At 72.7% G+C, this 26,998-nt stretch carries 26 protein-coding genes, 1 pseudogene and 1 riboswitch; of the genes and pseudogenes, 15 read left to right on the forward strand and 12 right to left on the reverse strand.

What is annotated here, in order from left to right; translation table 11 throughout:
* Positions 1–78: 78 nt before the first annotated feature.
* Positions 79–220: riboswitch (cobalamin riboswitch) on the reverse strand.
* Positions 221–410: 190 nt separating this feature from the next.
* Both ACWCPM_RS16490 and ACWCPM_RS16495 read right to left on the reverse strand, forming a co-directional pair.
* A complete protein-coding gene (locus tag ACWCPM_RS16490; protein WP_450976866.1) occupies positions 411–632 on the reverse strand; it encodes a hypothetical protein in 222 nt (73 codons plus the stop codon).
* 32 nt (positions 633–664) lie between these two features.
* Positions 665–1,906, reverse strand: coding sequence for an anion permease (locus ACWCPM_RS16495; protein WP_450976867.1), 1,242 nt, complete (start codon positions 1,904–1,906; stop codon positions 665–667).
* A 308-nt stretch (positions 1,907–2,214) separates the two neighbouring features.
* Here ACWCPM_RS16495 and ACWCPM_RS16500 point away from each other — a divergent pair, with 308 nt between their 5' ends.
* The 3 genes from ACWCPM_RS16500 (at position 2,215) to ACWCPM_RS16510 (ending at position 5,925) form a co-directional block, all read left to right on the forward strand.
* Positions 2,215–2,994 carry a class II aldolase/adducin family protein gene (locus tag ACWCPM_RS16500; RefSeq protein WP_450976868.1) on the forward strand — a complete coding sequence of 260 codons (780 nt, stop codon included), beginning with the start codon at positions 2,215–2,217 and terminating at the stop codon, positions 2,992–2,994.
* Positions 2,995–3,219: 225 nt separating this feature from the next.
* Positions 3,220–4,347, forward strand: a complete 1,128-nt coding sequence (locus ACWCPM_RS16505) for an alpha/beta hydrolase family protein (protein ID WP_450976869.1) — start codon at positions 3,220–3,222, stop codon at positions 4,345–4,347.
* Positions 4,348–4,494: 147 nt separating this feature from the next.
* Positions 4,495–5,925 (forward strand): hypothetical protein, encoded by a 1,431-nt coding sequence (locus ACWCPM_RS16510; RefSeq protein ID WP_450976870.1) that lies wholly within the window; start codon positions 4,495–4,497, stop codon positions 5,923–5,925.
* A gap of 11 nt (positions 5,926–5,936) precedes the next feature.
* On the opposite strand, the gene ACWCPM_RS16515 is transcribed toward ACWCPM_RS16510, so the two are convergent.
* Together ACWCPM_RS16515 and ypfJ are read right to left on the reverse strand one after the other, a co-directional pair.
* Positions 5,937–6,350, reverse strand: a complete 414-nt coding sequence (locus ACWCPM_RS16515; protein ID WP_450976871.1) for a VOC family protein — start codon at positions 6,348–6,350, stop codon at positions 5,937–5,939.
* Between the two features lie 137 nt (positions 6,351–6,487).
* Entirely contained in the window at positions 6,488–7,378 is an 891-nt protein-coding gene (gene ypfJ / locus ACWCPM_RS16520; RefSeq protein WP_450976872.1) for a KPN_02809 family neutral zinc metallopeptidase, read from the reverse strand.
* A gap of 185 nt (positions 7,379–7,563) precedes the next feature.
* Between ypfJ and ACWCPM_RS16525 the strand changes: the two genes are divergently transcribed.
* The 4 genes from ACWCPM_RS16525 (at position 7,564) to ACWCPM_RS16540 (ending at position 11,815) form a co-directional block, all read left to right on the forward strand.
* Complete coding sequence (locus ACWCPM_RS16525) at positions 7,564–8,280, forward strand: hypothetical protein (protein WP_450976873.1); 717 nt, start codon at positions 7,564–7,566, stop codon at positions 8,278–8,280.
* A 384-nt stretch (positions 8,281–8,664) separates the two neighbouring features.
* The gene (locus tag ACWCPM_RS16530; RefSeq protein WP_450976874.1) at positions 8,665–10,263 is read left to right on the forward strand and encodes an ABC-F family ATP-binding cassette domain-containing protein; all 1,599 of its coding nucleotides are present in this window, start codon (positions 8,665–8,667) and stop codon (positions 10,261–10,263) included.
* 405 nt (positions 10,264–10,668) lie between these two features.
* Positions 10,669–10,890: a helix-turn-helix domain-containing protein gene (locus tag ACWCPM_RS16535; RefSeq protein ID WP_018567695.1), complete on the forward strand. Its 222-nt coding sequence runs from the start codon at positions 10,669–10,671 to the stop codon at positions 10,888–10,890.
* A 133-nt stretch (positions 10,891–11,023) separates the two neighbouring features.
* Complete coding sequence (locus tag ACWCPM_RS16540) at positions 11,024–11,815, forward strand: enoyl-CoA hydratase/isomerase family protein (RefSeq protein WP_450976875.1); 792 nt, start codon at positions 11,024–11,026, stop codon at positions 11,813–11,815.
* Positions 11,816–11,819: 4 nt separating this feature from the next.
* Here ACWCPM_RS16540 and ACWCPM_RS16545 read toward each other — a convergent pair whose 3' ends face one another.
* The gene (locus ACWCPM_RS16545; protein WP_450976876.1) at positions 11,820–12,539 is read right to left on the reverse strand and encodes a nucleopolyhedrovirus P10 family protein; all 720 of its coding nucleotides are present in this window, start codon (positions 12,537–12,539) and stop codon (positions 11,820–11,822) included.
* Positions 12,540–12,620: 81 nt separating this feature from the next.
* On the opposite strand from ACWCPM_RS16545, the gene ACWCPM_RS16550 reads away from it, so the two are divergent.
* From ACWCPM_RS16550 to amaP, 5 genes are all read left to right on the forward strand, one after another.
* Positions 12,621–13,103, forward strand: coding sequence for an Asp23/Gls24 family envelope stress response protein (locus ACWCPM_RS16550; protein ID WP_450976877.1), 483 nt, complete (start codon positions 12,621–12,623; stop codon positions 13,101–13,103).
* 97 nt (positions 13,104–13,200) lie between these two features.
* A complete protein-coding gene (locus ACWCPM_RS16555; RefSeq protein WP_450976878.1) occupies positions 13,201–13,383 on the forward strand; it encodes a hypothetical protein in 183 nt (60 codons plus the stop codon).
* Complete coding sequence (locus ACWCPM_RS16560) at positions 13,380–13,799, forward strand: Asp23/Gls24 family envelope stress response protein (RefSeq protein WP_450976879.1); 420 nt, start codon at positions 13,380–13,382, stop codon at positions 13,797–13,799. Before ACWCPM_RS16555 ends, ACWCPM_RS16560 begins: the two co-directional genes overlap by 4 nt.
* Entirely contained in the window at positions 13,796–14,470 is a 675-nt protein-coding gene (locus tag ACWCPM_RS16565) for a DUF6286 domain-containing protein (RefSeq protein ID WP_450976880.1), read from the forward strand. The genes ACWCPM_RS16560 and ACWCPM_RS16565 overlap by 4 nt, the downstream gene beginning before the upstream one ends.
* Positions 14,467–15,054 carry an alkaline shock response membrane anchor protein AmaP gene (gene amaP / locus ACWCPM_RS16570; protein WP_450976881.1) on the forward strand — a complete coding sequence of 196 codons (588 nt, stop codon included), beginning with the start codon at positions 14,467–14,469 and terminating at the stop codon, positions 15,052–15,054. Before ACWCPM_RS16565 ends, amaP begins: the two co-directional genes overlap by 4 nt.
* Positions 15,055–15,136: 82 nt before the next feature.
* On the opposite strand, the gene ACWCPM_RS16575 is transcribed toward amaP, so the two are convergent.
* The 5 genes and pseudogenes from ACWCPM_RS16575 to ACWCPM_RS16595 form a co-directional block, all read right to left on the reverse strand.
* Entirely contained in the window at positions 15,137–15,892 is a 756-nt protein-coding gene (locus ACWCPM_RS16575; RefSeq protein WP_450976882.1) for an SDR family oxidoreductase, read from the reverse strand.
* 5 nt (positions 15,893–15,897) lie between these two features.
* A pseudogene (locus ACWCPM_RS16580) lies at positions 15,898–17,798 on the reverse strand (glycoside hydrolase family 15 protein).
* Between the two features lie 166 nt (positions 17,799–17,964).
* Complete coding sequence (locus tag ACWCPM_RS16585) at positions 17,965–18,759, reverse strand: SURF1 family cytochrome oxidase biogenesis protein (protein ID WP_450976883.1); 795 nt, start codon at positions 18,757–18,759, stop codon at positions 17,965–17,967.
* A 65-nt stretch (positions 18,760–18,824) separates the two neighbouring features.
* Positions 18,825–19,058, reverse strand: a complete 234-nt coding sequence (locus tag ACWCPM_RS16590; protein ID WP_365452796.1) for a hypothetical protein — start codon at positions 19,056–19,058, stop codon at positions 18,825–18,827.
* Between the two features lie 79 nt (positions 19,059–19,137).
* Positions 19,138–20,136 (reverse strand): DEDDh family exonuclease, encoded by a 999-nt coding sequence (locus tag ACWCPM_RS16595; RefSeq protein WP_450976884.1) that lies wholly within the window; start codon positions 20,134–20,136, stop codon positions 19,138–19,140.
* Positions 20,137–20,346: 210 nt separating this feature from the next.
* Between ACWCPM_RS16595 and ACWCPM_RS16600 the strand changes: the two genes are divergently transcribed.
* Positions 20,347–21,237: a sterol desaturase family protein gene (locus tag ACWCPM_RS16600; protein WP_450976885.1), complete on the forward strand. Its 891-nt coding sequence runs from the start codon at positions 20,347–20,349 to the stop codon at positions 21,235–21,237.
* Positions 21,238–21,471: 234 nt separating this feature from the next.
* On the opposite strand, the gene ACWCPM_RS16605 is transcribed toward ACWCPM_RS16600, so the two are convergent.
* Together ACWCPM_RS16605 and ACWCPM_RS16610 are read right to left on the reverse strand one after the other, a co-directional pair.
* Complete coding sequence (locus ACWCPM_RS16605; protein ID WP_450976886.1) at positions 21,472–22,986, reverse strand: S8 family peptidase; 1,515 nt, start codon at positions 22,984–22,986, stop codon at positions 21,472–21,474.
* Between the two features lie 112 nt (positions 22,987–23,098).
* Entirely contained in the window at positions 23,099–24,622 is a 1,524-nt protein-coding gene (locus ACWCPM_RS16610) for a S8 family serine peptidase (RefSeq protein WP_450976887.1), read from the reverse strand.
* 336 nt (positions 24,623–24,958) lie between these two features.
* Here ACWCPM_RS16610 and ACWCPM_RS16615 point away from each other — a divergent pair, with 336 nt between their 5' ends.
* Together ACWCPM_RS16615 and ACWCPM_RS16620 are read left to right on the forward strand one after the other, a co-directional pair.
* On the forward strand, positions 24,959–25,342 hold the full coding sequence (locus ACWCPM_RS16615) for a DUF485 domain-containing protein (protein WP_450976888.1): 384 nt from the start codon (positions 24,959–24,961) through the stop codon (positions 25,340–25,342).
* Positions 25,339–26,964: a solute symporter family protein gene (locus ACWCPM_RS16620; RefSeq protein ID WP_450976889.1), complete on the forward strand. Its 1,626-nt coding sequence runs from the start codon at positions 25,339–25,341 to the stop codon at positions 26,962–26,964. The genes ACWCPM_RS16615 and ACWCPM_RS16620 overlap by 4 nt, the downstream gene beginning before the upstream one ends.
* Positions 26,965–26,998: the final 34 nt, after the last annotated feature.

Here is a 26,998-nt window from a genome sequence, read left to right on the forward strand (position 1 = left end):
GGCAGGGAGTCGGTACGGGACCTCACTGAGCGGCCAGGCATCGCGGTACGTCCTCACTCAGGGTGTCCACGCCCTGGTTCGACTAGACCGGCGGTGAGAGTTCCTGGCTCCCGGGGAGTCGCCTCCCCGGTCACAGTGGCGGGACCGCGCCGGATTCACACCGGGCTTCCTCTCCTGCCGCCGTACATGGCCCCGGCAGTCCACCACGGGGCCGGAACGGCCGTCAACTGCCCTTGACCTGCGGCGGGGTAAGTGTGCCAAGACCCACGCGGCACTGGTGGCACCGGACTCACGCCCGCCGCGCGGTCACCGGCGCACGGCGAGTGCCCTGCACGGGCCCTCGACGGCAAGTGCCCTGCCCGGGGCCCTTGTCGAGGGCTCCGCGCAGGGCGCGACATGAACGGCGGCCGTCAGACCACGATCAGATGGATCCCGTATCCCACGGCTCCCGCGCACGCTGCGAACGCCGCGTACGCGCCGGTCACCGCCAGTGCCGCCGACTCCCCTCGTGCCACGGCCCGTTCGCGCCGTGACAGACCGGCGACCCCGAGGGTGAACAGGCTCACCAGAGCCACCGTGACCACGAGGCTGACACCGAACACAGAGCCGAGGGCCACCCAGTCGATCTTCATGCTTGTGCTGCTTCCTTCGGTGAAAGGGGTGCTCAGACGCCGGCTTGGGAGCGGGTCGGCTCCGAAGTCGGGGACTGCCGGGGGAACGTGGACGTGAGGTCGTCCGCCGGCGGGCCGGCGGGCGGCGGCGTCACCGCGGCGATCGCCGTCGTCACCACACCGGCCGGTTCACCGGCCGCGTCGTTGACGTTCGTGTGGTCGACGACCTCGCGGCGGGAGATCTTCCAGATCGCGGCGCTGGAGCCGACCAGGAAGACGGCGACCAGGGCGGTGCCCCAGGGGCCGAAGCCCGTCACCCACTCGGCGATCGCGCCGACCAGCGCGGCGGCCGGCAGCGTCAGACCCCAGGCGACGAACATCCGGGTGGCGGTGGACCAGCGGACCACTCCGCCCTTGCGGCCGAGCCCCGCGCCCATCACCGCACCGGAGACCGAGTGCGTGGTGGAGAGGGAGAAGCCCAGGTGGGAGGAGGCCAGGATGACGGTCGCGGCGCTGGTCTGCGCGGCGAACCCCTGCTGCGGCTGAAGGTCCGTCAGGCCCTTGCCCATGGTGCGGATGATGCGCCAGCCGCCGAGGTAGGTGCCGAGCGCGATGGCGACGCCCGCGGAGAGGACGACCCACAGGGGCGGGTCGGAGTCGGGGGCGAGGGTGCCGCCCGCGACCAGGGCGAGGGTGATGATGCCCATCGTCTTCTGCGCGTCGTTGGTGCCGTGCGCCAGCGAGACCAGGCCCGCGGAGGCGATCTGGCCGGCGCGGTACCCCTTGGCGGACGCCTGGCCGTCGGCCTTCCTGCCGAGGCTGTACGTCAGCCGGGTCGCGAGCATCGCCGCGAGGCCCGCGACGAGCGGGGCGGCGACCGCCGGGATCAGCACCTTGGTGACCAGCGCGTCGCTGTGGACGGCACCCACTCCGGCCGAGGCGACGGTGGCACCGATCAGGCCGCCCATGAGGGCGTGCGAGGAGGAGGACGGCAGGCCGACCAGCCAGGTCAGCAGGTTCCACAGGATCGCGCCGACCAGCGCGGCGAAGATGACCTCGGGACGGATGCCGCTCTCGTCGACCAGGCCCTTGGAGATCGTGTTGGCGACCTCCACGGAGAGGAAGGCGCCGACCAGGTTGAGGACGGCGGACATGGCCACCGCGACCTTGGGTCTGAGGGCACCTGTCGAGATGGTGGTGGCCATCGCGTTCGCGGTGTCGTGGAAACCGTTCGTGAAATCGAACGCGAGAGCGGTTACCACCACTATCGCGAGGATGAGCGAGATGCCTTCCATTTACCCAGGCAATCATTCGAGGTCATTGGCTGGACGAACGTAGGTAACCTAGGTGAACGAAAGATGAACTGAGGGGGGCGTGGGGGTGTCCGGAAGAGGGGGTGGTTGCACCCGCGTGAGCCGCCGGTCCTCGCGCCGTGCGATCGGCCCCGTACGGTCACCGGGTCCTTCATGAACCGCGCCGGCCGGGCCCAGGACGCGTCGAAGAGATTGCGGTCACTCGGCCGCCTCGACGAGGGTGAGGCGCGCGTTCCGGCGGTCCGTCCGCGCGGGTTCATGCCGGCGACCCGCCCTGGCAGGATCTCGGCATGGCTGAACAGCGGTGGGAGCGGCGGGGCGCACGGGGAGAGCGGGACGGCGCCCGCGGCGCGGGGGAGGTGGCCGTGGGGCGGAGAGGCGTCCCCGACGCGCGGGACGCGGCCGGGGGGAGGGGCGGCGGCATGACGGACGAGGAGGCGAGGGCCTGGGAGGAACTCATGGCCACGGCACGCCGGACCGTCTCCGAGGGGCTCGTCGTCGGTACGTCCGGCAACGTCTCGGTACGCGTGGGGGACACGGTCCTGGTGACCCCGTCGGGCGTTCCCTACGACCGGCTGACGCCGGACGACGTCACCGGCGTCGACCTCGACGGGCGTCAGGTGCGCGGCACGCTCGTGCCGACCAGCGAACTGCCCATGCACCTCGCCGTCTACCGCACCACCGACGCCCGCGCCGTCGTCCACACCCACGCCGTGCACGCCACAGCGGTCTCCACCCTCGTCCCCGAACTCCCGGTCATCCACTACATGGCCGGTGCGCTCGGCGGCCCCGTCCGGGTCGCCCCCTACGCCACCTACGGCACCGACGCGCTGGCCGAGAACATGCTGCGCGCGCTGGCCGGCCGTTCCGGCTGCCTGCTCCAGAACCACGGCACCGTCACCCACGGCGCCACCCTCACCCAGGCGTACGACCGCACGGCCCAGCTCGAGTGGATGTGCCGTGTGTGGCTGACGGCGTCCACCGTGCCGGGCCTGGCGCCGTCCCTGCTGTCGCGGGAGCAGCTGCTGGAGGCGGGCGAGCGGCTCCGGGGCTACGGACAGCCGGGCTGACGACGGGCGGGTGGGCGCCACCTGCCACCTGCCCTCTGCCATCCGTTCTTGGTGTCCGCGGGCCTGCCGCCGGTTTCTCACGTCCGTGCCCTGCCGCCCGTTCCTGACGTCCGCCCCCGCACTCGCGCCCCGCCACCCGTGGCGCCCCCGTCCGCGCACCACGCCGGATCACCCCGTCCAGCCGCTCCGCTGGCCGCCGGACGGGCGGGACCGGACACTGGACGGGTGCGCACTGTCAGAGCGACGGCCGCAGCCGTCACCGCCGTGACGGTGGCCGGGGCCGCAGCGGTGGCCGCCGGCCGGTACGCCAGTGACGCCGCGCTGAAGGCGCCGCCCGGCCGCCCCCTGCCCACCGAACCGCGGCTCACCGTGCACGGCACGGCCGCGGGCCGCGTCACCCTCACCCGCACCCTCGCCTCCCTGCGCCCCGGCAGCTACGGCCTGGCCGGCAACGGCTCCCACGCGGTGGTCGGCCCCGTCCTGGACGCCACCCCGCACCCGCCCGACTCCGTCGTACGCCGCCTGGAACACGTCACCCGCGGCACCCTGGAGCCCGGCGACAAGGTCCGGCTCACTCCGAGCCTGCACACCGGCGACCCCGGCACCGCCCTCGGCCTCGACCACACGGACGTCGAGATCCCCGGCGAACTCGGACCGCTGCCCGCCTGGTACGTGCCCGGCGCCCGGGACACCTGGATCATCACGGCGCACGGTCTGGGCGCCGGCCGGGAACTCCCCATGAACCTCATGGCGTTCCTGCACGGCCTGCGCTTCCCGGTGCTCGACCTCGCCTACCGCGGCGACCCCGGTGCCCCACGCCCCCCGGACGGACTGAACCACCTCGGCGAGACCGAGTGGCGCGACCTGGACGCGGCGCTCCGCCACGCCACGGCCCAGGGCGCCGCGCGCGTGGTCCTCCACGGCTGGTCCACCGGCGCCACCATGGCCCTGCGCACCGCCGCGCACTCCTCGCTGCGGGACCGCGTCAGCGGGCTCGTCCTGGACTCCCCGGTGCTCAACTGGGAGGCGACCCTGCGCGCGCTCGCCGCCGCCCGGCACACCCCGAGCCGGCTGCTGCCGCTGGCCGTCCGCGCCGCCCAGGGCCGCACCGGTCTGTACGGCGACCGCATCGACGAGGCCGCCCACCCCGAGCGGCTGACCGTCCCCGCCCTGATCCTCCACGGCCCCGACGACCTGGTGGCCCCCTGGGCCTTCTCCCGCCGCCTGGCCGAGCGCCGGCCCGATCTGGTCACCCTCCACACCGTCCCGCAGGCCCCGCACAACGCCATGTGGAACGTCGACCCCGGCGGCTGCGAGGAGGCGCTGCGCCGCTTCCTGACGCCGCTCATGTGACCCCGCGGCCCGCGGTTCCGTTTCACGGCGTACCACTGTCCGGATTTCGCCCGGCACCCCCTTCCCGGGGCCGTCCCTTGGCCACTCCCGTCGCCCCACGTGACATTCCGTTTGGGTTTTCGGACCGTCAACCGGAAGACTGCACCCGTGACGTCCCGTATCCCGCGCGACTCCAGGCTCCGACTCGTCCGACCGCGACCCCTGGCCGCCGCCCCCCGAGCGATGAGCCAGCAGCGCTCTCGCCGCCCCGCCCCCCGCCCGCCGGAGGGCACCCCGGCCCCCGTGGAGCTGGCCGGAATGGCGCGCTCCAGGCTGGCGGGCGCGGCCCGCGTAGCCCGCTGGGCCGACGCCGCCCTGCGCCCCGGCAAGGGCAACGCGACCTCCGACGGCAAGGCCACCCTCGCCGACGCGACCGCCGAACGCGCGGCCGGTGAGCTGGGCCTGACACCGGCCCAGATCCGTGCCGAGTGGGACACGGCCCGGCTCGCCGGGCTCGTCGAGGTGCACGGCGACAGCGCCCGTCCCGGCTGGCGGCTGCGCGCCTGGGACCGCGACGACACCGCCGTCCTGCGCGGCTGGGTCGCCTTCTTCGACGCCTGGTCGCTGGCACACCCGGAGCCCGCCGATCACGAGCCCGCCTCGGTCGCCGAGGTCGTCTCGGCGATGCCGCAGGTCCTCTCCCTCCTCCAGCTCTCGGCCGGTCCGGTCCCCGTCGAGCAGCTCCTCGACCTCCTCCGGCAGCGGGTGACGGAACTGCGCACCGAACGCTGCGAGGTCCCCTACGGCCCGCAGCGCGAGCCCGCGGGCCCTCCGGCCCCGGACACCGCGGCCGCCGTCGGGACCGAGCCCGAGAACGCCGAGCTCGCCCCCCTCCTCGACTGGGCACTGCACGCCCTCGCCTCCGTCGGCGCCCTCACCTACGGCGGCGGCCAGGCCACCCTCACCCCGCTGGGCAGCTGGGCGGTCTGGGTCAAGCTGGAGCAGATCTGCGTCGCCGCGCAGAGCCCCGCCGGCAACATCGAGGCCGTAGCCGAGGACATGCTGCGCGGCTGCGCCCGGCTGCGGCCCAACGCCGCCCGCGCCGAGTACCGCGCCTGGCTCGCGGCCCGGCCCGTCGGCGGCGCCGTGACCGAACTCCTCGACGCCGCCCGCGGCGAGGACGCCCTGCTGCGCGGCCTCGCCTTCGAGGCGCTGCGCGTCGTCGGCGCGCCCGCCGAACCCGACGTCCGCGGCGTGGTCGACGAGCCGACGCTGCGGCCGTACGCCCTGCTGTGGCTCGCGGAGCACGACGGCGCCGATCCCGAGGACGCCCACGAGGTGCTCACCCGGGAGGAGGCCACCTGGCTGTGGGTCGACACGGCCGCCGCCGTCGCCGACCACGGCGAGGCACCGCTGCTGGTACGGCATCTGGAGTCCGCCGTGCAGCCGACCGTGCCCGCCCTGCTCGACGAGGTGCGTGCCGTGGGGCATCCGCGCACCGTGCAGGTCCTGGTCGCGCTGGCCGCCGCGCACCCCGATCCCGCCCTGGCCAAGGCCGTCCGCCGCGCCGCCTTCCAGGTGCACACCGGGGGCAGCTGAGGCGGGCGCGGTCAGCCGGCCGTCCGGGGCGCGTAGGTGCCGAAGCTCCAGACGTTGCCCCCGGTGTCCCGGGCCATGTAGTCCCGCGACCCGTAGTCCTGGTCCGTCGGGGGCATCAGGATCTCCACGCCGTGGTCCACGGCCTGCTGGTGGTGTGCGTCGACGTCGTCCACCACGACGTACACCCCCACCGGTCCCGCGTCCTTCATCACCGTGTCGAAGAGCCCGCCGCGCCCCTTCGAACCGATCATGACCCCACCGTTGCCCTGGACCAGCTCGGCGTGGGTCACCGTGCCGCCCTCTCCCTCGTACACGGCGAGTTCCGTGAAGCCGAGGCCCTCCGTGAGCTGCTTGATCGCCGCTTTGGCGTCCGCGTACAGCAAGGTCGGGTAGATGCTCGGACCGCCACCGCTCGTGTCCGCCATGCCGATCACTCCTCCGTGCGTCGGGGCTGTGCGTCGGGGCCGCGGTCGCCGTACGAGGACCCGCCCGGTGCGTTCATCCTGGCACCCGCCACCGACAACGCCGCCCGGATCGGCGCGAAACTCCCGCCCGGCGCGCGTCAGCCGAAGGTGTTGCACCGGGCCATGTCCCCGGTCCTGTAGCCCTGCTCGAACCACGCCTGCCGCTGCTGTGCCGACCCATGTGTCCAGTTCTCCGGCGTGACCCGCCCCTGGTACCGCTCCTGGATCCGGTCGTCGCCCACGGCCGCCGCCGCGTCCAGCCCGTCGCGGATGTCGGCGTCGGTGAGGCTGGTGATCAGCGGTCGCCCCGTCGACTCGTCCGGGGTCGTCGTGGCGTGGTGGGCCCACACCCCGGCGTAGCAGTCCGCCTGCAGCTCCACCTTCACCGCGTTGCTGTTCGCGCCCGTCCCGCCGTCCTGCGCCCGGCCGAGGGTGCCCATCAGGTCCTGGACGTGGTGCCCGTACTCGTGGGCCACCACGTACGCCTGGGCGAACGGGCCGCCGCTGGAGCCGAACTTCGTCCGCAGCTCGTCGAAGAACCCCAGGTCCAGGTAGACCTTCCGGTCACCCGGGCAGTAGAACGGCCCGACCGCCGAGGTCGCCGCGCCGCAGGCGGTGCCGACCCGCTGGCTGAAGAAGACGGTGGGGGAGCGCGAGTAGGTGCCCTCGCGCCGCCGGAACTCCTCGTCCCAGAAGTCCTGCACGCTGTTGACCACGGCCACCATCCGGCAGTCGTCCTTGGTGTTCGCGTCCTGGCCGGTACGGCAGTTCTGCTGCACCTGCGCGAGCGAGGACGACGTCGGCACCGGCTCCGCGCCTCCGTCGGTCAGGCCCAGCTGGTCCGGCCCGACACCGAAGAAGAGGCCGAGCAGCAGGGCGATCAGACCGGCGAGGCCACCACCGACGGTGGCCCGGCCCCCGGGGATCCGGCGGCCGCGCACGTCCTGCACCTCGGACGTGTCCAGCCTGGCGTCGTCGTCGAACTGCATGAAGGCACCACCCTCTGCCGCACCGTCCCCCTGGCGCCATCCTCACGGGCCCGAAGCCTCCCGGCGCCGGGCGGGCGTCCGAACGGGCGACGTGCCCACCGCGTGCCCACGCCCTCCCGGGGGCGTCCGGCACCCCTGGTTAGGCTCTGCGCCTACCCGCGAGCACGGCTGTCGAAGGGAGCCCGGTGGTCGTCCTGCCGGCTGAGGCGAAGCCGATCCAGCCCCTCCCCCCGGACACGAGACCCGCCGCGCCCCCGCCGCCGCGCCACACACCCCGCCGCCTGCCGGCAGCCGTCGCGGCCCTCCTGCTCACCGCCCCTCTCCTGGCCGCCGCCCACCAGGCCCGACCGGCCCCGTACGGAGACCGCCTCACCGCGCACGCGCGCGTGCAGCACCCTCCGGCGCCCCTGCGGATCCGCAGGGGCGCCGTGGAGGCGTACGAGCGGGCCACGGGCGGACTCCGCTGGCGCTACACGCGCGAAGGAGCCCGCCCCCTGACCGTGCTCCCCGCGCGCGGGGAGGCGCTCACGCTCTGGGACGACGGAATGGTCACCGACACCGACGGCACCACCGTCCGCTGGCACCGCGCGCTCCCGGCCGCCGCGGGCTGGCTGGCGGCGCACGGGGGCAGGGGCGTCCTGCGCCCCTTGGGCCGGGGCATGCTCGCGGTCGTCACCCCGGGCCGTGTCGCGGCGTACCGCACCGCGGACGGCGACCTGCGCTGGGTACTGCCCGCCCGCGCGGGCTGCGCGTTCCGGCCCGAACGCGCGCTGCGCCGGGGCGGCGCCCTGCTCGTCGCCCAGCCCTGCGCCCGGGCCGCCTGGACCAGCGAGCTCGTCGCCCTCGACGACCTCGGCCGGATCGCCCCGCACCGAGCGCCCCTCGGCAACGACGCCGACTGACCCGGACAGGCCCGGCCCGGCGGACCCGGTCGACTCGGCGGACCCGGTCGACTCCGCAGACCTGACCGGCTCGGCGGACCCGGTCGGCGGCCGGCTCCGCGGGCCCGGTGGGCCCGGGCGTAGGCCCTGCACCCGTCGGTCCAGCTCCGCGGCCCGTACCGCGCGCCGCCGACCCGCGCCCGCCGCCGGAACGGACGCGCCCGCCGCCGGAACGGACGCGCCCGCCGCCGGAACGGACGCCCCCGCCGCCGGAACGGACGCGCCCGCCAAAACAGGTTGCATCGCCCCGTTAGACTGGCCTCATGGCCATTCTCCTCGCGCATTAGACGGCGGGAAACGTCCTCAGCCGTCCGTCCCGCCAACCACCTGCCCAGGAGTCTGTCCGTGATCTCCGCCTCCGGCATCGAGCTGCGCGCCGGTGCCCGTGTCCTCATCGAGTCCGCCACCTTCCGCGTCGCCAAGGGCGACCGCATCGGCCTGGTCGGCCGCAACGGCGCCGGCAAGACCACCCTCACCAAGGTCCTCGCCGGTGAGGGCCAGCCCGCCGGCGGCACCGTCACCCGCTCCGGCGAGGTGGGCTACCTCCCCCAGGACCCTCGCACCGGCGACCTCGACGTGCTCGCCCGTGACCGCGTCCTGTCCGCGCGCGGCCTGGACGTGCTGATCCGCAAGATGCGTGACAACGAGCAGCGCATCGCCAACGGCCAGGGCGCCACCCGCGACAAGGCGATGAAGCAGTACGAGCGTCAGGAGACGGAGTTCCTGACCAAGGGCGGATACGCCGCGGAGGCCGAGGCCGCGACCATCGCCGCCGCGCTGAACCTCCCCGACCGGGTGCTCGGGCAGCCCCTGCACACGCTCTCCGGCGGTCAGCGCCGCCGGATCGAGCTGGCCCGCATCCTGTTCTCGGACGCCGACACCCTGCTGCTCGACGAGCCCACGAACCACCTCGACGCGGACTCGATCGTCTGGCTGCGCGACTACCTCAAGACCTACCGCGGCGGCTTCATCGTCATCTCCCACGACGTCGACCTGGTGGAGACGGTCGTCAACAAGGTGTTCTACCTGGACGCCAACCGCTCCCAGATCGACGTCTACAACATGGGCTGGAAGCTCTACCAGCAGCAGCGCGAGGCCGACGAGAAGCGACGCAAGCGCGAGCGGCAGAACGCAGAGAAGAAGGCCGCCGCGCTGCATTCGCAGGCCGACAAGATGCGCGCCAAGGCCACCAAGACGGTCGCCGCGCAGAACATGGCCCGTCGCGCGGACAAGCTGCTCAGCGGCCTGGAGGCCGTCCGGCAGTCCGACAAGGTCGCCAAGCTCCGCTTCCCCGAGCCCTCGCCCTGCGGCAAGACCCCGCTCATGGCCGAGGGACTGTCCAAGTCCTACGGCTCGCTGGAGATCTTCACCGACGTCGACCTGGCGATCGACAAGGGCTCCCGGGTCGTCATCCTCGGTCTCAACGGCGCGGGCAAGACGACCCTGCTGCGTCTCCTCGGCGGCGTGGAGAAGCCCGACACCGGTCAGGTGATCGAGGGCCACGGCCTCAAGCTCGGCTACTACGCCCAGGAGCACGAGACCCTCGACCCCGAGCGCACGGTCCTGGAGAACATGCGCACCGCCAACCCGGACCTCGACCTCGTCGAGGTCCGCAAGACGCTGGGCTCGTTCCTCTTCTCCGGCGACGACGTCGACAAGCCGGCCGGTGTCCTGTCCGGCGGCGAGAAGACCCGTCTCGCCCTCGCCACCCTCGTGGTGTCCTCGGCGAACGTGCTCCTCCTCGACGAGCCCACGAACAACCTCGACCCGGCCAGCCGCGAGGAGATCCTCAGCGCGCTGCGCACCTACAAGGGCGCGGTCGTCCTGGTCACCCACGACGAGGGCGCCGTCGAGGCGCTCCAGCCGGAGCGGATCATCCTGCTGCCGGACGGCGTCGAGGACCTGTGGGGCGCGGACTACGCGGACCTGGTCGCCCTCGCCTGACCGCCCGGGGGCGCTCGTTCGCCCGCTCCACCGCCGATCGGCCGCCCGGCCGATCGGTCGGTCCCGCTTGATCGAATGGTTGATCCACTGCCTATGGATCATTCGGCCTATCCGTGATCCATCATCTGTGTGAGATCTCCTCGTACCCCGGTGTGTCGTACACCCATTTCCGGGTGAACCCCTTTGTCGACAAGGGCTGGGTGACGCCACGGCCCTGACCTGGGGCTTCGGGGAACAACCCGTTCGGTCTCCTGTGCACCACTCTGCGGAGCAGCGAATTCCGCTTGTGGGGATGTGCTCCTGTCGTCACAACCCCGTCCACGGACCTTGCCGAATGGGTGGCCATGAAGGCCCGGAGGGGTGATCATGAGGGGACCAGAGCGCACTTCCCATGAGGAGGCACGGGTGGCCGAGACTCTGAAGAAGGGCAGCCGGGTGACCGGCGCCGCGCGCGACAAGCTCGCGGCAGACCTGAAGAAAAAGTACGACGCCGGTGCGAGCATCCGGGCATTGGCCGAGGAGACCGGCCGCTCGTATGGCTTCGTTCACCGCATGCTCAGCGAGTCGGGCGTCACGCTCCGTGGGCGTGGCGGGGCGACACGGGGCAAGAAGGCCGCTTCGGCCTGACGCCCGGGCGGTCGCCTCGACTTCGATGGTGGCCACCCGGTCGGTCCCGTGATCGGCCGGGTGGTTACTGTGCAGTCACTTATGAGTGCCTCGGTACGGCACTCACGCTGACCGCACCCATCGGAGGCGCCCCATGGCTTCGTTCGACCCGGTTCTCGACAAGGACGGCGTACGGCTCACCGTCGACGACGCGATCGCCACGGTGACGCTGGCCAACCCGGCCAAGCGCAACGCGCAGAGCCCCGCTCTGTGGCGGGCGCTGGCCGAGGCGGGCCGGCTGCTGCCGGGCACCGTCCGCGTCGTGGTGCTGCGCGCCGAGGGCAAGTCCTTCTCGGCGGGCCTCGACCGGCAGGCCTTCACTCCCGAGGGCTTCGACGGCGAGCCCTCCTTCATCGACCTCGCGCGCGGGGACGACACGGAGCTGGACGCGACCATCGCCGAGTACCAGGACGCGTTCACCTGGTGGCGGCGCAGTGACATCGTCTCCGTCGCCGCCGTCCAGGGGCATGCCATCGGCGCGGGCTTCCAGCTCGCCCTCGCCTGCGATCTGCGCGTCGTCGGCGACGACGTGCAGTTCGCCATGCGCGAGACCAGCCTGGGCCTGGTACCCGACCTGACCGGCACGCACCCGCTGGTCGGGCTCGTCGGCTATGCCCGCGCGCTGGAGATCTGTGTCACGGGACGCTCCGTGCAGGCCGACGAGGCCGTCCAGATCGGCCTGGCGAACGTCGCCGTGCCGACGGCCGAGCTCGACGGCGCGGTCCGCGACCTGGCGGCGGCGCTCCTCGCCGCGCCGCGCGACGCCGTGATCGAGACCAAGGCGCTGCTGCGGGGCGCGGGCGAGCGGACCTACGAGGAGCAGCGCGTCGCCGAACGCGCGGCGCAGGCACGGAGGTTGCGGGACCTCGCGGGCCTCGGCGAGTGACGGCTCAGCCGACCGCCGTGATCAGCACGGCCACCGTCGGGTGATCAGCCAGCGCGATGCCCACTCTCGTGCGGACCTTCCGGGCCACCTCCACGGCCCGGTGGTCCGCGTCGACGGCCAGTTCCACCCGGACATGCCGACGTGGCATGGAGGCGCCGCCGGGGTGCGCCTCGATGTGCACCGCGCGGCCCGTCCCGCCCAGCGCGCCGGTCAGATGTGACACCCCTGGCACCGCCAGAGCCGCGGCCGCCACGGCGGCGGCCTCACCGCCCTCGGACGGCCGTGCCCGAGGCGGCCGGGGCGGCGGTACGGCATCGGGGTCGCTCTCCTCGTCCAGCAGGGCCGTGACCCGCAGGTCGATCTCGGCCACTGTCAGCCCGAGCCGTCCCTCCGCCGCCGCCGACAACGCCGTGCGCAGCCGGTCGGCCGTGGCCGGCAGCGGCTCGGCGGGCGTGGCGGCGAAGTCGGCCGTCACCCGGAGCGGACCGGGCGGCAGCGCGCTCGGCGGCGGGGGCACGGCGGGCGCCGGCGCGGCGTCCGGGTCGGACAGCGTGAGCCGGAGCGCTCCCGGACGGACTCCCGGCACCGCGTGCGCGGCCTGCCGCATGACGGTCCGGGCCGCCGCCTCCGTGACCCACGCGCCGTCGAGCGGATCGCCGAGCGGGAGCAGTCTGCCGAGATGCAGCTGCTGTCGTACTGCCTGCGTCCAACGGTCCGCGGTCATTGCTCCAGCCTGCCGCATTCCCGGCGCGGGTCCGCGCAACCTCACCTACCGTGGTCGCAGGACTACGGAAGGACGCGGGCCATGACCGACACGGACCGGGACCGGACGCACACCTCCGAAGGGGAGCCCGACTCGACGGCGCGGGCCCGGGGGCCGGTCGGGCGAGGCGGCGGGGACCCCGGCACCCGGGGCAGGACCACCATCGCCGACGGTGTCGTGGAGAAGATCGCCGGGCTCGCCGCCCGCGATGTCGTGGGAGTCCACGCGATGGGCAGCGGACTGAGCCGCACCCTCGGAGCCGTGCGGGACCGGGTGCCCGGCGGCTCCAAGTCCGTGACGCGCGGGGTGAAGGCCGAGGTCGGCGAGGTGCAGACCGCGCTCGACCTGGAGATCGTCGTCGACTACGGGGTGTCCATCGCGGACGTCGCGCGCGCCGTCCGGGAGAACGTCGTCGCGGCCGTGGAGCGCATGACGGGCCTGGAGGTCGTCGAGGTCGACATCGCGGTGAGCGACGTCAAGCTTCCGGACGAGGAGGACGACGAACCGGAGCCCCGCATCCAGTGACGGAACGTCATCAGAATTCCCTCTTGCACCACAATGGGAAGGGAAGCATCCCTTCGGGCCGGAACAGTCCGCACGGCTACGAGCTGAGGAGCGCACGATGAGCAGGGCCGTGGTCGGCATGATCGCCGGAATGGCGCTGGGCTTCGCCGGGTATTTCGGCGGGTTCGGCGCGTTCCTGCTGGTGGCGGCGCTGGGCGCCGTCGGCTTCGTCGTCGGCCGGATCCTGGAAGGGGATCTGGAAGTCGGCGACTTCTTCCGCACCCGCGACCGGCGGCGGTGACACCCGTGAGCGGGGGGCCGGACGAACCCCGCGGGACGCGGCCCGCCGTCCCGGCGGGCGAGCGCGGGCAGACCACGATCGCCGACCGGGTGGTCGCGAGGATCGCCGCCCGGGCCGCCCACGAGGCGCTCGGGCCGCTGCCTCGGGAGGCGGCCCGCCCACAGGCGACGGTCGTGGTCCGCCCTCAGCCTCCCGACCCCGCCGGACCCGCGGGAACGCCCGCCCACACCGCACGCGTCCGGGTCCATCTCGAACTGGACTACCCGAGCGACATCGGATCCCGCTGCGCCGAGGTGCGTCGTCATGTGGTCGAGCGGGTAGGCGCGTTGGTGGGAATGGAGGTTCCGGAGGTCGCGGTCCAGGTGGAGCGGCTGCACCTGGTGGCGGCGCACACGGCGCAGGGGAGGATCCGATGACTGATCCAGAGGGCTCCGAGGGCACGACGGCGAGACTGCCGGTGATCGAGAAGGCGGAACCGGCGCTGGGCCAGTCCACGTCGGCCGCCGCCTACGAGCCCCGGCCCGGCGCCGACGGCGAGGGCGCGAGGACGCACCGCTTCTGGTCGGCCCGCCGCGTTCCCGCGGCCGTCACCGCCACGCTGCTCCTCGTACTGGCCGGTTTCTTCCTCTACGACATCGCGGCCGTGCGTGCCGGCCGGCAGGCCATGCTCTGGCGCCGCGAACTGGCCCGGCAACTCGCCGCACGCCCGCTCGACGACGTCTGGGTCCTGGTCGGCGCGGGTGTCGCCGCGGCCCTCGGCCTCTGGCTGATCGCGCTGGCCGCGACACCCGGCCTGCGTGCCGTCCTGCCCATGCGGCGCACCCACCCCGACGTCCGGGCCGGACTGGACCGCCGCGCCGCCGCGACCGTGCTGCGCGACCGGGCCATGGAGGTGTCCGGGGTGCGGTCGGCGCGGGTGCGGATGGGCCGCCGGCGGGCCGACGTGCGCGCGGTGTCGCATTTCCGTGAACTCGACGACGTACGCGCCGACCTGGACGACGTGCTCGCCGACGCGATCCGGGCACTGGGCCTGTCCCGCGGTCCCGCGCTGTCGGTGCACGTCCGCCGGCTCGGCCGGAAGGGGTGACCGCTGTGCTCAGGACTGTCAACCGGGTGCTGCTCGGCCTCACGGGACTCGTGCTGCTCGTGCTGGGCGGTGCGGTGCTCGCCGTCGGGCTCGGAGTGGAGGCTCCGTCCTGGTGGATCCACGCCGGACGCGATGACGTCCTGCTGGCCGACGCCGAGCGGACCCGGTGGCGGGACGCGGGTTGGTGGTGGCCGGCCGTCCTCGCGGCGCTCGCGGTGCTGTTCCTGCTCGCCCTGTGGTGGCTGGTGGCGGCGGTGCGCCGGCGCCGGCTCGCCGAGGTGCTGGTCGACACCGGTGACGGGGAGGGAGCGCTGCTGCGCGGCCGGGCCCTGGAGGACGTCCTCGCCGCCGATGTGAACGCCATGGACGGTGTGGCCCGCGCCCGGGTCCGCCTCGGAGGCCGCCGCACCTCCCCCGAGGCCCGCGCCCGGCTCCAGCTGGAACCCGGCGCGGACCCGGGGGAGGCGCTGAACCGTCTGACGACCGGCGCGCTCACCCACGCCCGCAACTCGGCGGGGCTCGCGGCACTGCCGGCGAAGGTGCGGCTGAGGGGCGTCAGGCACCGTGCGGAAAGGGTGAGTTGACGGCCTCGGGAGCCTGCAAGCCTGGAAGCCGCGCGAGCCTGGAAGCCGCTCAGGCCTCACCCGGACTCCTCAGCCGGAGGCCTCAGAAGCCGTGCCGGGCCCCGCCGTCCACCGGCACCATCACCCCGGTCACGTAGGACGCGGCCGGTGACAGCAGGAAGGCCGCCGTCCGCCCGAACTCCTCCGTTGTCCCGTAGCGCCGCAGCGGAATCCGTGACTCGCTCGCCGCCCGGGTGGCCTCCGGGTCCGCCGACAGCGAGTCCAGCTCGCGTACCCGGTCCGTGTCGATCCGCCCCGGCAGCACGCCCACCACCCGCACGCCGCGCGGACCCAGCTCGTCCGACAGCGACTTGGCGAACCCGGCCAGCCCCGGCCGCAGGCCGTTCGAGATGGTCAGCGCCGGAATCGGCTCGTACACCGACCCCGACAGCACGAACCCGATCACACCCCCGGCCTCCAGCTCAGCGGCCGCCGCCCGGGCCAGCCGCACCGCCCCCAGGAACACCGACTCGAACGCGGCCTGCCACTGTTCGTCGGTGACGTCGGCGACGAACCCCGCCGGCGGGCCGCCCACGCTGACGAGAACCCCGTCGAACCGGCCGAAGCGCTCCCGCGCCGCGGTGATCAGCAGGGCCGCCGCGTCCGGGGCGGCGTTGTCCACGGCCACGCCGTGCGCGTCCGGCCCCAGCTCGGCCGCCGCGTCGGCGACGCGCTTCTCGTCCCGTCCCGTGACGACGACCTTCGCCCCGTCCGCCACCAGTGCCCGCGCGGAGGCGTTTCCCAGCCCGCGGGTGGCCCCGGTGACGACGTACACCCGGTCCTTCAGTCCAAGATCCATGTCACCTATCCTGCCTCCTCGTCCCCGAACAGGGCGAGGGCCGTGTTCACCAGACCGATGTGGCTGAACGCCTGCGGGAAGTTGCCGAGCTGCCGGCCGGCCACCGGGTCGTACTCCTCGGCGAGCAGCCCCACGTCGTTCGTCAGCGCCACCAGCCGCTCGAACAGCTCGCGGGCCTCCCGTGTGCGTCCCGTCATGTGCAGGGCGTCCGCGAGCCAGAACGAGCACACCAGGAAGGTGCCCTCACCGCCGGGCAGCCCGTCGACGGCCGTGCGCTCGGCGCTGTAGCGGTGCAGGAAGCCGCCCTGGCAGAGCTCGGCGCGGACCGCCTCGATGGGCCCGTCACACGCGGGTCGTCGGGCGGCAGGAAGCCCACGCGCGGGATGAGCAGCGTGGCGGCGTCCAGTTCGCGGGAGCCGTAGTACTGCGTGAAGGTGTTGCGTTCCGGGTCGTAGCCCCGCTCGCAGACCTCCCGGTGCACCTCGTCGCGGAACTCCCGCCAGCCCTCCAGATCGCCCTTGAGGTCCGGATCGCGCTCCATGGCGCGCACCGCGCGGTCGGCGGCCACCCACACCATCACCTTGGAGTGCACGAACTGCCGGCGCCCGCCGCGCACCTCCCACAACCCCTCGTCCGGCTCCCGCCACGCGGAGCGCAGGAACTCCATCAGGGAGCGCTCCAGTCGCCACATGTGCGGCTTGACCGTCATGCCCGAGATCCGTGCCAGTGACAGCGAGTCCATCACCTGTCCGTACACGTCCAGTTGCAACTGACGTACGGCGTCGTTGCCGATCCGGACCGGCGCGGAACCGGCGAACCCGGCCAGCCACGGCAGCTCGGCCTCGGGCAGCCGCCGCTCACCGGCCAGCCCGTACATGATCTGCATGTCCGCCGGGGCGCCCGCGACCGCGCGCACCAGCCAGTCACGCCAGGCCTCGGCCTCCTCGTGGTAGCCGGCGGCCAGCAGCGCGCCCAGGGTGAGGGTGGCGTCACGCAGCCAGCAGTAGCGGTAGTCCCAGTTGCGTACGCCGCCCAGCTCCTCGGGGAGCGAGGTGGTGGGGGCGGCGACGATACCGCCGGTCGGGGCGTAGGTGAGGGCCTTCAGCGTGATCAGCGAGCGGAGCACGGTGTCCCGGTGCGGACCCCGGTAGCGGCAGCGGGCCGACCACGCCTCCCAGTCGGCGACGCTGTGGCGCAACGACTCGTACGGGTCGACGAGGGGCGGGCGCGGCTCGTGGGAGGGGTGCCAGGTGAGCACGAACGCGACCTTGTCGCCCTCGCCGAGGGTGAACTCCGAGTGCGTACCGAGGTTCTCGCCCCAGGTCGGCGCCTGCGGCTCGCTGCGCAGCCAGGCCGAGTCCGGGCCCGCGACGGCCACCCGGTGCCCGTCGGACCGGCGCATCCACGGCACGATCGAGCCGTAGTCGAAGCGCAGCCGCAGCGTGCTGCGGACGGTCACGCGCCCGCTGAGTCCCTCCACGATCCGCACGACGTCGGGGGCGCGGTCGCGCTGCGGCATCAGGTCGGTGACCCGGATCGAGCCCTCGGGGGTGTCCCACTCGGTGTCCAGGACCAGGGTGCCGGGGCGGTAGGCGCGGCGCGTGCAGGTCGGCGGGGTGCTTGCGGTGCCGTCGGTGCCGTTGCCGCCGTCGGGCGCCGCGGCGGAACTGGGGGCTATGCGCCAGTGGCCGTTGTTCTCGTCGCCGAGCAGCCTGGCGAAACATGCGGCGGAATCGAAGCGGGGCAGGCACAGCCAGTCGACGGAGCCGTCCCTGCCGACAAGCGCGGCGGTCTGTTCGTCGCCGATGAGGGCGTAGTCCTCGATGCGGCTCGCGGTGTCGTCCTCGGCGGAGTTCCTGGTGGGCGGGTGCACGCAGTGCGGGTTCCCGGAGGACCGCCAGGGCATTCCCGGTTCCTGCGCGCGACGAGGGCGCGAGGGCCGGGCGACGAGGGCGCGAGGGTTGGGCGACGAGGGCGCGAGGGTTGGGTGAGGTCCGGGGAGGACCGGGCGCGGGCCGGGCGGGGGGAGAGAGCCGGGCGGGGGCCGGGCGGGAGCCGCACCGGCGCGTCGGCTACACCGGCGCCGGCGCCGTCTCCTCCCGCTGTCCGTCCGCCGCCGCCCGCGCGCGGTCCCGGGCCTCGCGGCGGGCCAGGATCACCCAGCCGACGGGGACGCCCGACGAGAACAGCCACCACTGGACGGCGTACGCCATGTGGTTGCCGATGCCGTCGTGGTCCGGAGCGGCGATCAGCTCGGGTGTGTCGCCCTTCGGCCCGGGCGCCGTCAGTTCGACGTAGCCGCCGAGGACCTGCTCGCCGAGGCGTTCGGCCTCGTGCGCGCTGTTGATCAGCATGATCTGGCGGTCCGGCAGGCCCTGGACGTTCTTGATGCCGCTCTCGGCGGTGGTCTGGTCGGGCATCAGCCGCCCGGTGACGGTGGTCTCGCCGCGCGGCGGGGCGGGGAGCTTCGGGAACGCGGTCTGGCTCAGCCCTCCCGAGGGCACCCAGCCCCGGTTGACGAGCAGTACCTTGCCGTCGTCGAGGACGAACGGGGTCAGTACGTGGTAGCCGACCTCGTCGTCCGCGTTGGTGCGGCGGCGTACGACGACCTCGCGCGCGGTGTCGAAACGTCCCCGCGCGGTGACGCGCCGGTAGAGGTCGGCGTCCTCGACCTCGGCCCCGGGCGCGGTGAGTGACTCGACGGGGACCGGCGCGGCGGCCAGCGACTCGGCGATCACCGCGTTCAGCGCGACCCTGCGCTCGTGTCGGTGCAGCTGCCAGAAGCCCAGCTCGATCATCGTCGGGATGAGGGCGAGGGCGACAAGGGTGAGGATCACCCACTGCCGGGACAACAGGAAGCGGTACACCCCACGACCGTACATCTCGGGCCGTGGGGTGCGGTGCGTGGGGTGCGGGGGAGGGCTCCCGGGGCTCAGACGCGGTCGACGATGCCCACCCTCCCCTCCGCGCGGGCGCAGTGGGCGCCGCAGTACCAGTGGCCCTCGACCTCGACGCCCTGGCCGATGATCTGGACCCGGCAGTGCTCGCAGATGGGTGCCATGCGGTGGATCGCGCAGGCGAAGCAGTCGAAGACGTGTACCGCGCCCTGCGCGTGGACCTCGAAGGTCATTCCGTAGTTGTTGCCGCAAACCTCGCAATTCGCCATGCGCCACAGGGTGAGCCGTCCCCGGGACACGGGCGAGGGGGCGCCGGGCGAGTCGCGCACCAATCACCCGTCCGTACGGTCACCCTTCCGACGCCGCCTCCACGTCCCCGAGGAGCTGCCCGAACGCCGCCTCGTCGACCACCGGGGTGCCGTACTGCCGGGCCTTGACGACCTTCGACGTGCCCGAGTCCGGGTCGTTGGTGACGAGCAGGCTGGTGAGGCGGGACAGGCTCGTGGCGACATGCAGCCCGGCGTCCACGGCGCGGTCCTCCAGCAGCTCGCGTTCGACCGAGGTGTCCCCGGAGAAGGCGATCCGCATGCCCTGCTTGAGGCGCCCGCCCTCCTCGTACCGCCCCGGGTTGGGATACGGGCAGACGGGCCGCTTGCGGGACGGGCGCCAACCGCTCGGCCGGTGACCGCCGTAGCCGCCACCGCCCGCCTGCTGCCCGATACGGGCCGTGGGCCGCTCGACCCACTCCGTCAGCGGCCGGCACTCGTGCAACGGCAGCCGCACGCCTCCCTCGGCCGCGGCCCGCAGACTCGGCCGGAACGCCTCCGCCAGCACGCGCGCGTCGTCCAGCGCGTGGTGCGCCCGCTGCTGCACGACGCCGAAGTGCGCGGCGAGCGACTCCAGCTTGTGGTTGGGCAGCGGCAGCTCCAGGGCCTTGGACAGGGCGATGGTGCACAGCCGCTGACGCACCGGCGCCTCGCGCCGGGCGCGCGCGTACTCACGGGCGATCATCTGCCAGTCGAACACGGCGTTGTGCGCGACGAGCACCCGGCCCTCCAGCCGGGTCGCGAACTCCTCGGCGATGTCCCCGAAGAGCGGCGCCCCTTCGAGGGCCTCGCTCGTCAGGCCGTGGATCCACACGGGGCCCGGGTCCCGCTCCGGGTTGACCGTCGTGTACCAGTGGTCCTCGACCTCGCCGCGTCCGTCCAGCCGGTAGACGGCCGCGGAGACTATCCGGTCGTCCCGGGCCAGGCCGGTGGTCTCCACGTCAACGACCGCGTATCCCCGGGGATACGCGGTCGGCCAGGCCGTCGGGGAGGACGCCGCGGTCGCAAGGTCTTCGAGCATGGTCATTGAGGATACGGGCCGCCACGGACATCGCCGTCCGTCAGGCCTCCCGGCCCCACCGCCTGTTCGAGAGGCGTACGTCCGCGGGATGACGGCCGGTCAGGGACGCGCCGCGGATGAGGTCAGCCTGCGGGGCCGACGCCCACCCCTGGTAATACCTGTCGGTAACAACCCCTAGCCGTGGCCGACCAGGGGTCCTACGGTGCACCCATGCCGAACCTGCCCAATGTCGTGTTCTGGTCCATACCGGCTTTCGTGCTGCTCGCCGTCATCGAGATGGTCAGTGTCCGTCTGCATCCCGACGAGGACGCGGCCGGTTACGGGACCAAGGACGCCGCCACGAGCGTCACCATGGGATTCGGCAGTCTCTTCTTCGATCTGCTCTGGAAGATCCCTGTCGTCGCCGTCTACACGGCGCTGTACGAGCTGACGCCGCTTCGGGTGCCCGTGCTGTGGTGGACCGTCGTCCTGATGCTGTTCGCGCAGGACTTCTTCTACTACTGGTCGCACCGCGGCCACCATGTCGTCCGCGTCCTGTGGGCCTGTCACGTGGTGCACCACTCGAGTGAGAAGTTCAACCTGACCACGGCGCTGCGCCAGCCGTGGACGTCCTTGACCGGCTGGCCGTTCTACGTCCCCCTGATCGTCCTCGGAGTGCATCCGGCCGCGCTGGCCTTCTGCTCGTCCGTCAACCTCGTCTACCAGTTCTGGATCCACACCGAGCGGATCGACAGGATGCCCCGCTGGTTCGAGTTCGCGTTCAACACGCCGTCCCACCACCGGGTGCACCACGCCTCCCAGGGCGGCTACCTGGACCGCAACTTCGGCGGGATCCTCATCGTCTGGGACCGCGTCTTCGGCTCCTTCGCCGCCGAGACCGAGCGGCCGGTGTACGGGCTGACCAAGAACATCGGCACATACAACCCGCTGAGGGTCGCCACCCACGAGTACGTCGCCATCGCCAGGGACCTGAGGGCGGCGCGCAGTTGGAGCGAGCGCGCCGGACGGCTGCTGCGCGGACCGGGCTGGCAGCCGGCCCACGCACCCACGGCGCCCGCCGCACCGGCAGCGGAGCCGGCCGGGGACAGCGCGGCCGCGTGAGCGCATCTCGCATCCGCCGCGCCTCTCCCGTCCCGGCCTCTCTGGGCCACCGGCGTCGCCGAGTGGCCGCGGCTGCCCCGCCCGGACTTTTGGACCATGCTCACGTACCTCGCGGCGCAGTTCCTCCTGACGCGGGGCACGCTCGTCGGACGCGGACTCCGTGAGCCCGCCGGGAGGTGCGGGCGCCCCTCGTGGGGAACCCGCACCTCAGTCGTCCTCGGCCGTGCCCGAGCCCTACCTGGTCACCGCGTCCAGCGCGTCCGCGGTGCCCCAGCCGTAGAAGCCGTTGTAGTTCTTCGGCCCCTCGCACACCGCGTCGACCTTGCCGTCGCCGTTGATGTCGTACGGGTCCGTGCACGCCGTGCCGTCCGCCTCGGCGTACAGCAGCGCCTTCACCAGTGCCGGCGGGGCGTACGGGTGCGTGGACTTGATCAGGGCGGCGACGCCCGCGACGTGCGGCGAGGCCATCGACGTTCCGGCCATGTAGCCCCACCTGCCGCCGGGCAGGGTGCCCAGGATCAGACCGCTGGTCGCGGGCGGCGCCGGCGTCTGGTAGGCCGTCGAGTCGCCGCCGGGCGCGGCGATGTCGACGACGCCCAGACCATGGTTGGAGAAGGACGACTTCAGGCCCTTCGCGCCGGTCGACGCGACCGTCACGACGCCCGGCAGCTGCGTCGGTATGTCGTAGCACTCGGACGGGTCGATCACCCGCTCGGCGGGCGTGGAGTCGTTGGGGGAGACCGGGTCGGTGATCTCGTCGGCCGCGAGGTCGTAGTTCTCGTTGCCGGCCGCGGCGACGTTGACCGCGCCCTTGCGCTCCGCGTACTTCGACGCCCGGGTGACGGCCTCGACGAGGGCCTTCTGGTCCGGGTCGTTCTTGCAGTTGAAGTACCAGGGGTCGGTGTAATAGCTGTTGTTCGTGACGTCCACGCCGTGTTCGGCGGCCCAGACGAAGCCGCAGACGACGGCCTCGGTGTAGAAGTACCCGGCGGGGGTGGACACCTTGATGCCGGACACCTTCACGCCCGGCGCCACGCCTGTCATGCCGACGCCGTTCTTGGCGGCCGCGATCTCCCCGGCCACATGCGTGCCGTGCGGGCTCTCCGCCGCGCCGGGCCGCCAGGCACCGTCGGTGGTGTCCGGCTTGCCCGTGACGCAGTTGACGGATGCCTCGCGGTCGAAGTTCGGCGCGATGTCCGGGTGGGTGTCGTCCACGCCGGTGTCGATCACGGCGACGGTCACCCGGTCGCTGCCGAGCGACTTCTCGTGCGCCTTGTCCGCCTTGATGGCCGGCAGGTCCCACTGGAGCGGCTGGAGCGGGTCCTGGCCCTCGACGGCCGCCACATCGGCCAGGTCGTCGGCGGTGAGCACCTTCGGTGTGCCGACGTCGGTGGTCGACTGCGCGGGCAGCGGCGCGGTCCGGGTGGAGCCGGCCGACTGCACCCCCCGCGCCTCGCGGATCGTCCGGGCGAAGTCGGCGTTCGCCGAGTGCACGACGATCACGCCGATCTGCCGGTACGACATGACGACCGTGCCGCCCGCCTTGGCGATCGCCTTCTTCACCTGCCCCGTGTCGCTTCCGGGGCGGACGTTGACGACATAGCTGAGGGAGGTCGCGTCGGCCGTCACAGGGGCGGGGGCCGGCGCCGCGGACGCGGTGGCGCCCGGCAGGAAGGCGAGAGAGGTCGCCATGGCCATCCCGACCGGGATCACCAGGGCACGGCGGTGGCGGGGGTGAGGCACTGTCATGGGGGGCATGTCTCCTGTTCGTTCGCGGCTTCGGGCGGTACGGGCGATCGTGCGGGAGGTTCCTGGCGCACGCGGCGCGGCCGGTGGTCCGGCCGCGCCGCGGACCGGGCGGCTACTCGACCGCGCGCAGCGCGTCGACGATGCCGTGTCCGTAGAAACCGTTGACGCGGGCCCCGCCCTCGCACACCGCGTCCTGCGTGCCGTCACCGTTCTGGTCGTACGACTCGGGGCAGGCCGTGCTGTCCGCCTGCGCCTTGAGCATCCACTGCAGCTGCTCCGGGCTCGCCCAGGGGTGCTTCGACTTCAGCAGGGCGGCGACGCCGGCGGCGTGCGGCGAGGCCATCGAGGTGCCCTGGAGGAAGCCGTACTCGTTGTTCGGCATGGTCGACAGGATGCGGCCGTTCTTCGACGGCGTGTCCGGGATCTGGTAGAGCCGGTCACCGCCGGGTGCCGCGACGTCGACGACGCCCTTGCCGTACGAGGAGTAGTACGACTTGAGGTTCCGCACGCCCGTGGCGCTGACCGTGACGATCCCGGGGAGCTGCGTCGGGACGTCGAAGCACTCGTGCGGGTCGATGGTGCGCTCGACCGGGGTGGAGTCGTCGGGGCTCGAGTCGTCGACGATGGCGTCCGAGTCCAGGTCGTGGTTGGAGTTGCCCGCCGCGGCGAGGTGCAGGGTGCCCTTCTTCTGGGCGTAGAGCTGGGCCCGGTTGACCGCGTCGACGATCGCGCGCTGGTCCGGGTCGTCCATGCAGTTGTAGAGCCACGGGTCCACGTAGTAGCTGTTGTTCGTGATCTCGACGCCCCGGTCGGCCGCGAACACGAACGCGCACACGACGCTCTCCGGGTAGAACAGGCCGTTGTGCGGGTCGCTCACCTTGATGCTGGACACCTTCACCCCGGGCGCCACCCCGGCGACACCGATGCCGTTGCGGGCCGCCGCGATCTCACCGGCGACATGCGTGCCGTGGTAGTCGTCCGCGGTGTAGGGCCGCCAGGCGCCCTCGCCGGTGTCCGCGACGCCGCCTACGCAGTTGGCGGACTGGCTCGCCGAGAAGTTCGGGGCGAGGTCGGGGTGGGTGTCGTCGACGCCGGTGTCGATCACGGCGACGGTGACCTTGCGGCTGCCCGGGTTGATCCGCGCGGCCTTGTCGGCGCCTATCGCGCGCAGGTCCCACTGGTCGGCCTCAAGTGGCTCGCTGCCGGCCGTGGCGGCGGCCTCCACCTTCGCGGCCTCCGCGTCGGTGAGGTAGTCGGCGGCGCCCTCGTCGGTGGTGCCCGCCGACACCAGCGGGGCGGTGCGGGTGGCACCCGCGGACTGCACGCCGCGGGCCTCGCGTATCTGCGCGCCGAAGTCCGGGTTCGCCGAGTGCGCGACGATCACGCCGATCCTGTCGTACGTCGTCACGACGGTCCCGCCGGCCGTGGCGATGGCTTTGCGAACCGACGCGAGCGTGTGACGGTCCGTCTTGGTGTTGACGACATACGCCAGCTGGGGCGAGTCCGCGGTCCGGGCGGCGGGCTCCGTGTACGGGGCGGCCGTGGCGGACGCGGGGAGGAAGCCGAGCGAGGCGGTCAGCGACAGCACGACGGGCACGGCGAGGGCGAGCCGGCGTCTGGAACGCAGATGAGCCATGGGGTCTCCACATCATCCGGAAAAAGAAAACTGCCCGAGACACAGGTGGCGCTCGGGCAGGTACATGACGAGTGGTGCAGGGCGAAGCTATCTCCCGGGCTCGCCGGCCAGCAATCACTTCCGGGGATGACTTCGGAGTTTTCCGCCGATGGCTTCCGAAAGAACGCGGGGCGGTTGAACCGGTTCTCGCGTGGCGCCGTGACGTTGAGCAGGGAGCCCGAGCACGATCGAGGCGGCCCCCTGTCGGATCACGCGCCCGGCCACCGACATCGCCGCCCGGTGCACGTGATCCACATCACCGGCAACACCACAGCAGCCGCAACACGAGGAGACTCCGTGTCCACCGAAGCACCGCCGCCCCCGAAGGACGAAGCACCGCCACCCTCGAAGGACACAGAACACCGACTCCCCTCGACCGAGGAGTTCGTCGAGGTGCAGAACAGCGCGGAGTTCGGTGAACTGCGTCGTTCCTACCGTTCCTTCGCCTTCCCGCTGACCGTCGGCTTCATCGCCTGGTACCTGCTGTACGTCCTGCTGTCCAACTACGCGGGCGGCTTCATGGGCACCAAGCTCTTCGGCAACATCAACGTCGCCTTCGTGTTCGGCATCGCCCAGTTCGTCACCACGTTCCTCATCGCCTGGTGGTACTCGCGGCACGCCGCCGCGAAGCTCGACCCCAAGGCCGAGGCCATCAAGACCCGTATGGAGGGCGGCGCATGAGCCCCGTTCAGCACACCGTTCTCGCCGCCAACGAGGCCGGCGAGCACCGCCCGCTCATCATCACGCTGTTCGGGCTGTTCGTCGTCGCGACCCTCGTCATCACCATCTGGGCGGGCCGCCAGACCAAGGACGCGGCCGACTTCTACGCGGGCGGCCGCCAGTTCAGCGCCTTCCAGAACGGCCTCGCCGTCTCCGGCGACTACATGTCCGCCGCGTCGTTCCTCGGCATCGCCGGCGCGATCGCCCTCTTCGGCTACGACGGCTTCCTGTACTCCATCGGCTTCCTGGTCGCCTGGCTGGTCGCCCTGCTCCTGGTGGCCGAGCCGCTGCGGAACTCCGGCCGCTACACCATGGGTGACGTGCTCGCGTACCGCATGCGCCAGCGCCCGGTCCGCACCGCGGCCGGCACCTCGACGATCGTCGTGTCGATCTTCTACCTGCTGGCCCAGATGGCGGGCGCCGGCGTCCTCGTCTCGCTGCTCCTCGGCATCACCTCGGACGCGGGCAAGATCGCCATCGTGGCGCTGGTCGGCATCCTGATGATCGTCTACGTCTCCATCGGCGGCATGAAGGGCACCACCTGGGTCCAGATGATCAAGGCCGTGCTGCTGATCGGCGGCACGCTCCTGATCACCTTCCTGGTGCTGCTGAAGTTCAACTTCAACATCTCCGACCTGCTCGGATCGGCCGCCGAGAACAGCGGCAAGGGAGCGGCCTTCCTGGAGCCGGGCCTCCAGTACGGCGCCACCGGCACCTCCAAGCTGGACTTCATCTCGCTCGGCATCGCGCTGGTCCTGGGCACCGCCGGCCTGCCGCACATCCTGATCCGCTTCTACACCGTCCCGAACGCCAAGGCCGCCCGTAAGTCCGTGAACTGGGCGATCGGCATCATCGGCGGCTTCTACCTGATGACCATCGCGCTCGGCTTCGGCGCCGCCGCGCTGATCTCCCAGGACGAGATCATCGCGTCCAACCCCTCCGGCAACACGGCGGCCCCGCTGCTCGCCCTGCACCTGGGCGGCGTCGACTCGGCCTGGGGCGCGATCCTGCTGGCCACCATCTCGGCGGTGGCCTTCGCGACGATCCTCGCCGTGGTCGCCGGTCTGACCCTGGCGTCCTCGTCGTCCTTCGCGCACGACATCTACGCCAACGTCATCCGCAAGGGCAAGGCCACCGGTGCGGAAGAGGTGCGGGCCGCCCGTTGGGCGACCGTCTTCATCGGCATCGTCTCCATCGGCCTCGGCGCCCTCGCCCGCGACCTGAACGTCGCCGGTCTGGTCGCCCTCGCCTTCGCGGTCGCCGCCTCCGCCAACCTGCCGACCATCCTCTACAGCCTGTTCTGGAAGCGCTTCACCACCCAGGGCGCGCTGTGGTCGATCTACGGCGGTCTGATCGTCGCCGTCGGCCTGGTGCTGTTCTCGCCCGTGGTCTCGGGTGACCCCAAGGCGATGTTCCCCGGCGTCGACTTCGCCTGGTTCCCGCTGAAGAACCCGGGCATCATCTCGATCCCGTTCGGCTTCCTGATGGGCTGGCTCGGCACCGTCCTGTCGAAGGAGCCGGCGGACTCGGGCAAGTACGCGGAGCTGGAGGTCAGGTCCCTGACCGGCACCGGCGCCCACTGAGCACGCCCCCTGACGGCGGCCGCGTCGTCGGGAC

Source organism: Streptomyces sp. NPDC002309 (assembly GCF_053593375.1).

Excerpts from the sequence above, each read along its gene's own strand:
- ACWCPM_RS16540 (WP_450976875.1), top strand. The coding sequence starts at position 11,024 with ATGGCTTCGTTCGACCCGGTTCTCGACAAGGACGGCGTACGGCTCACC.
- ACWCPM_RS16620 (WP_450976889.1), top strand. The coding sequence starts at position 25,339 with ATGAGCCCCGTTCAGCACACCGTTCTCGCCGCCAACGAGGCCGGCGAG.
- ACWCPM_RS16515 (WP_450976871.1), bottom strand. The coding sequence starts at position 6,350 with ATGGCGGACACGAGCGGTGGCGGTCCGAGCATCTACCCGACCTTGCTG.
- ACWCPM_RS16590 (WP_365452796.1), bottom strand. The coding sequence starts at position 19,058 with ATGGCGAATTGCGAGGTTTGCGGCAACAACTACGGAATGACCTTCGAG.
- ACWCPM_RS16595 (WP_450976884.1), bottom strand. The coding sequence starts at position 20,136 with ATGCTCGAAGACCTTGCGACCGCGGCGTCCTCCCCGACGGCCTGGCCG.
- ACWCPM_RS16605 (WP_450976886.1), bottom strand. The coding sequence starts at position 22,986 with ATGACAGTGCCTCACCCCCGCCACCGCCGTGCCCTGGTGATCCCGGTC.
- ypfJ (WP_450976872.1), bottom strand. The coding sequence starts at position 7,378 with ATGCAGTTCGACGACGACGCCAGGCTGGACACGTCCGAGGTGCAGGAC.
- ACWCPM_RS16565 (WP_450976880.1), top strand. The coding sequence starts at position 13,796 with ATGACTGATCCAGAGGGCTCCGAGGGCACGACGGCGAGACTGCCGGTG.
- ACWCPM_RS16555 (WP_450976878.1), top strand. The coding sequence starts at position 13,201 with ATGAGCAGGGCCGTGGTCGGCATGATCGCCGGAATGGCGCTGGGCTTC.
- ACWCPM_RS16600 (WP_450976885.1), top strand. The coding sequence starts at position 20,347 with ATGCCGAACCTGCCCAATGTCGTGTTCTGGTCCATACCGGCTTTCGTG.
- ACWCPM_RS16490 (WP_450976866.1), bottom strand. The coding sequence starts at position 632 with ATGAAGATCGACTGGGTGGCCCTCGGCTCTGTGTTCGGTGTCAGCCTC.
- ACWCPM_RS16545 (WP_450976876.1), bottom strand. The coding sequence starts at position 12,539 with ATGACCGCGGACCGTTGGACGCAGGCAGTACGACAGCAGCTGCATCTC.
- ACWCPM_RS16610 (WP_450976887.1), bottom strand. The coding sequence starts at position 24,622 with ATGGCTCATCTGCGTTCCAGACGCCGGCTCGCCCTCGCCGTGCCCGTC.
- ACWCPM_RS16575 (WP_450976882.1), bottom strand. The coding sequence starts at position 15,892 with ATGGATCTTGGACTGAAGGACCGGGTGTACGTCGTCACCGGGGCCACC.
- ACWCPM_RS16495 (WP_450976867.1), bottom strand. The coding sequence starts at position 1,906 with ATGGAAGGCATCTCGCTCATCCTCGCGATAGTGGTGGTAACCGCTCTC.
- ACWCPM_RS16500 (WP_450976868.1), top strand. The coding sequence starts at position 2,215 with ATGGCTGAACAGCGGTGGGAGCGGCGGGGCGCACGGGGAGAGCGGGAC.
- ACWCPM_RS16550 (WP_450976877.1), top strand. The coding sequence starts at position 12,621 with ATGACCGACACGGACCGGGACCGGACGCACACCTCCGAAGGGGAGCCC.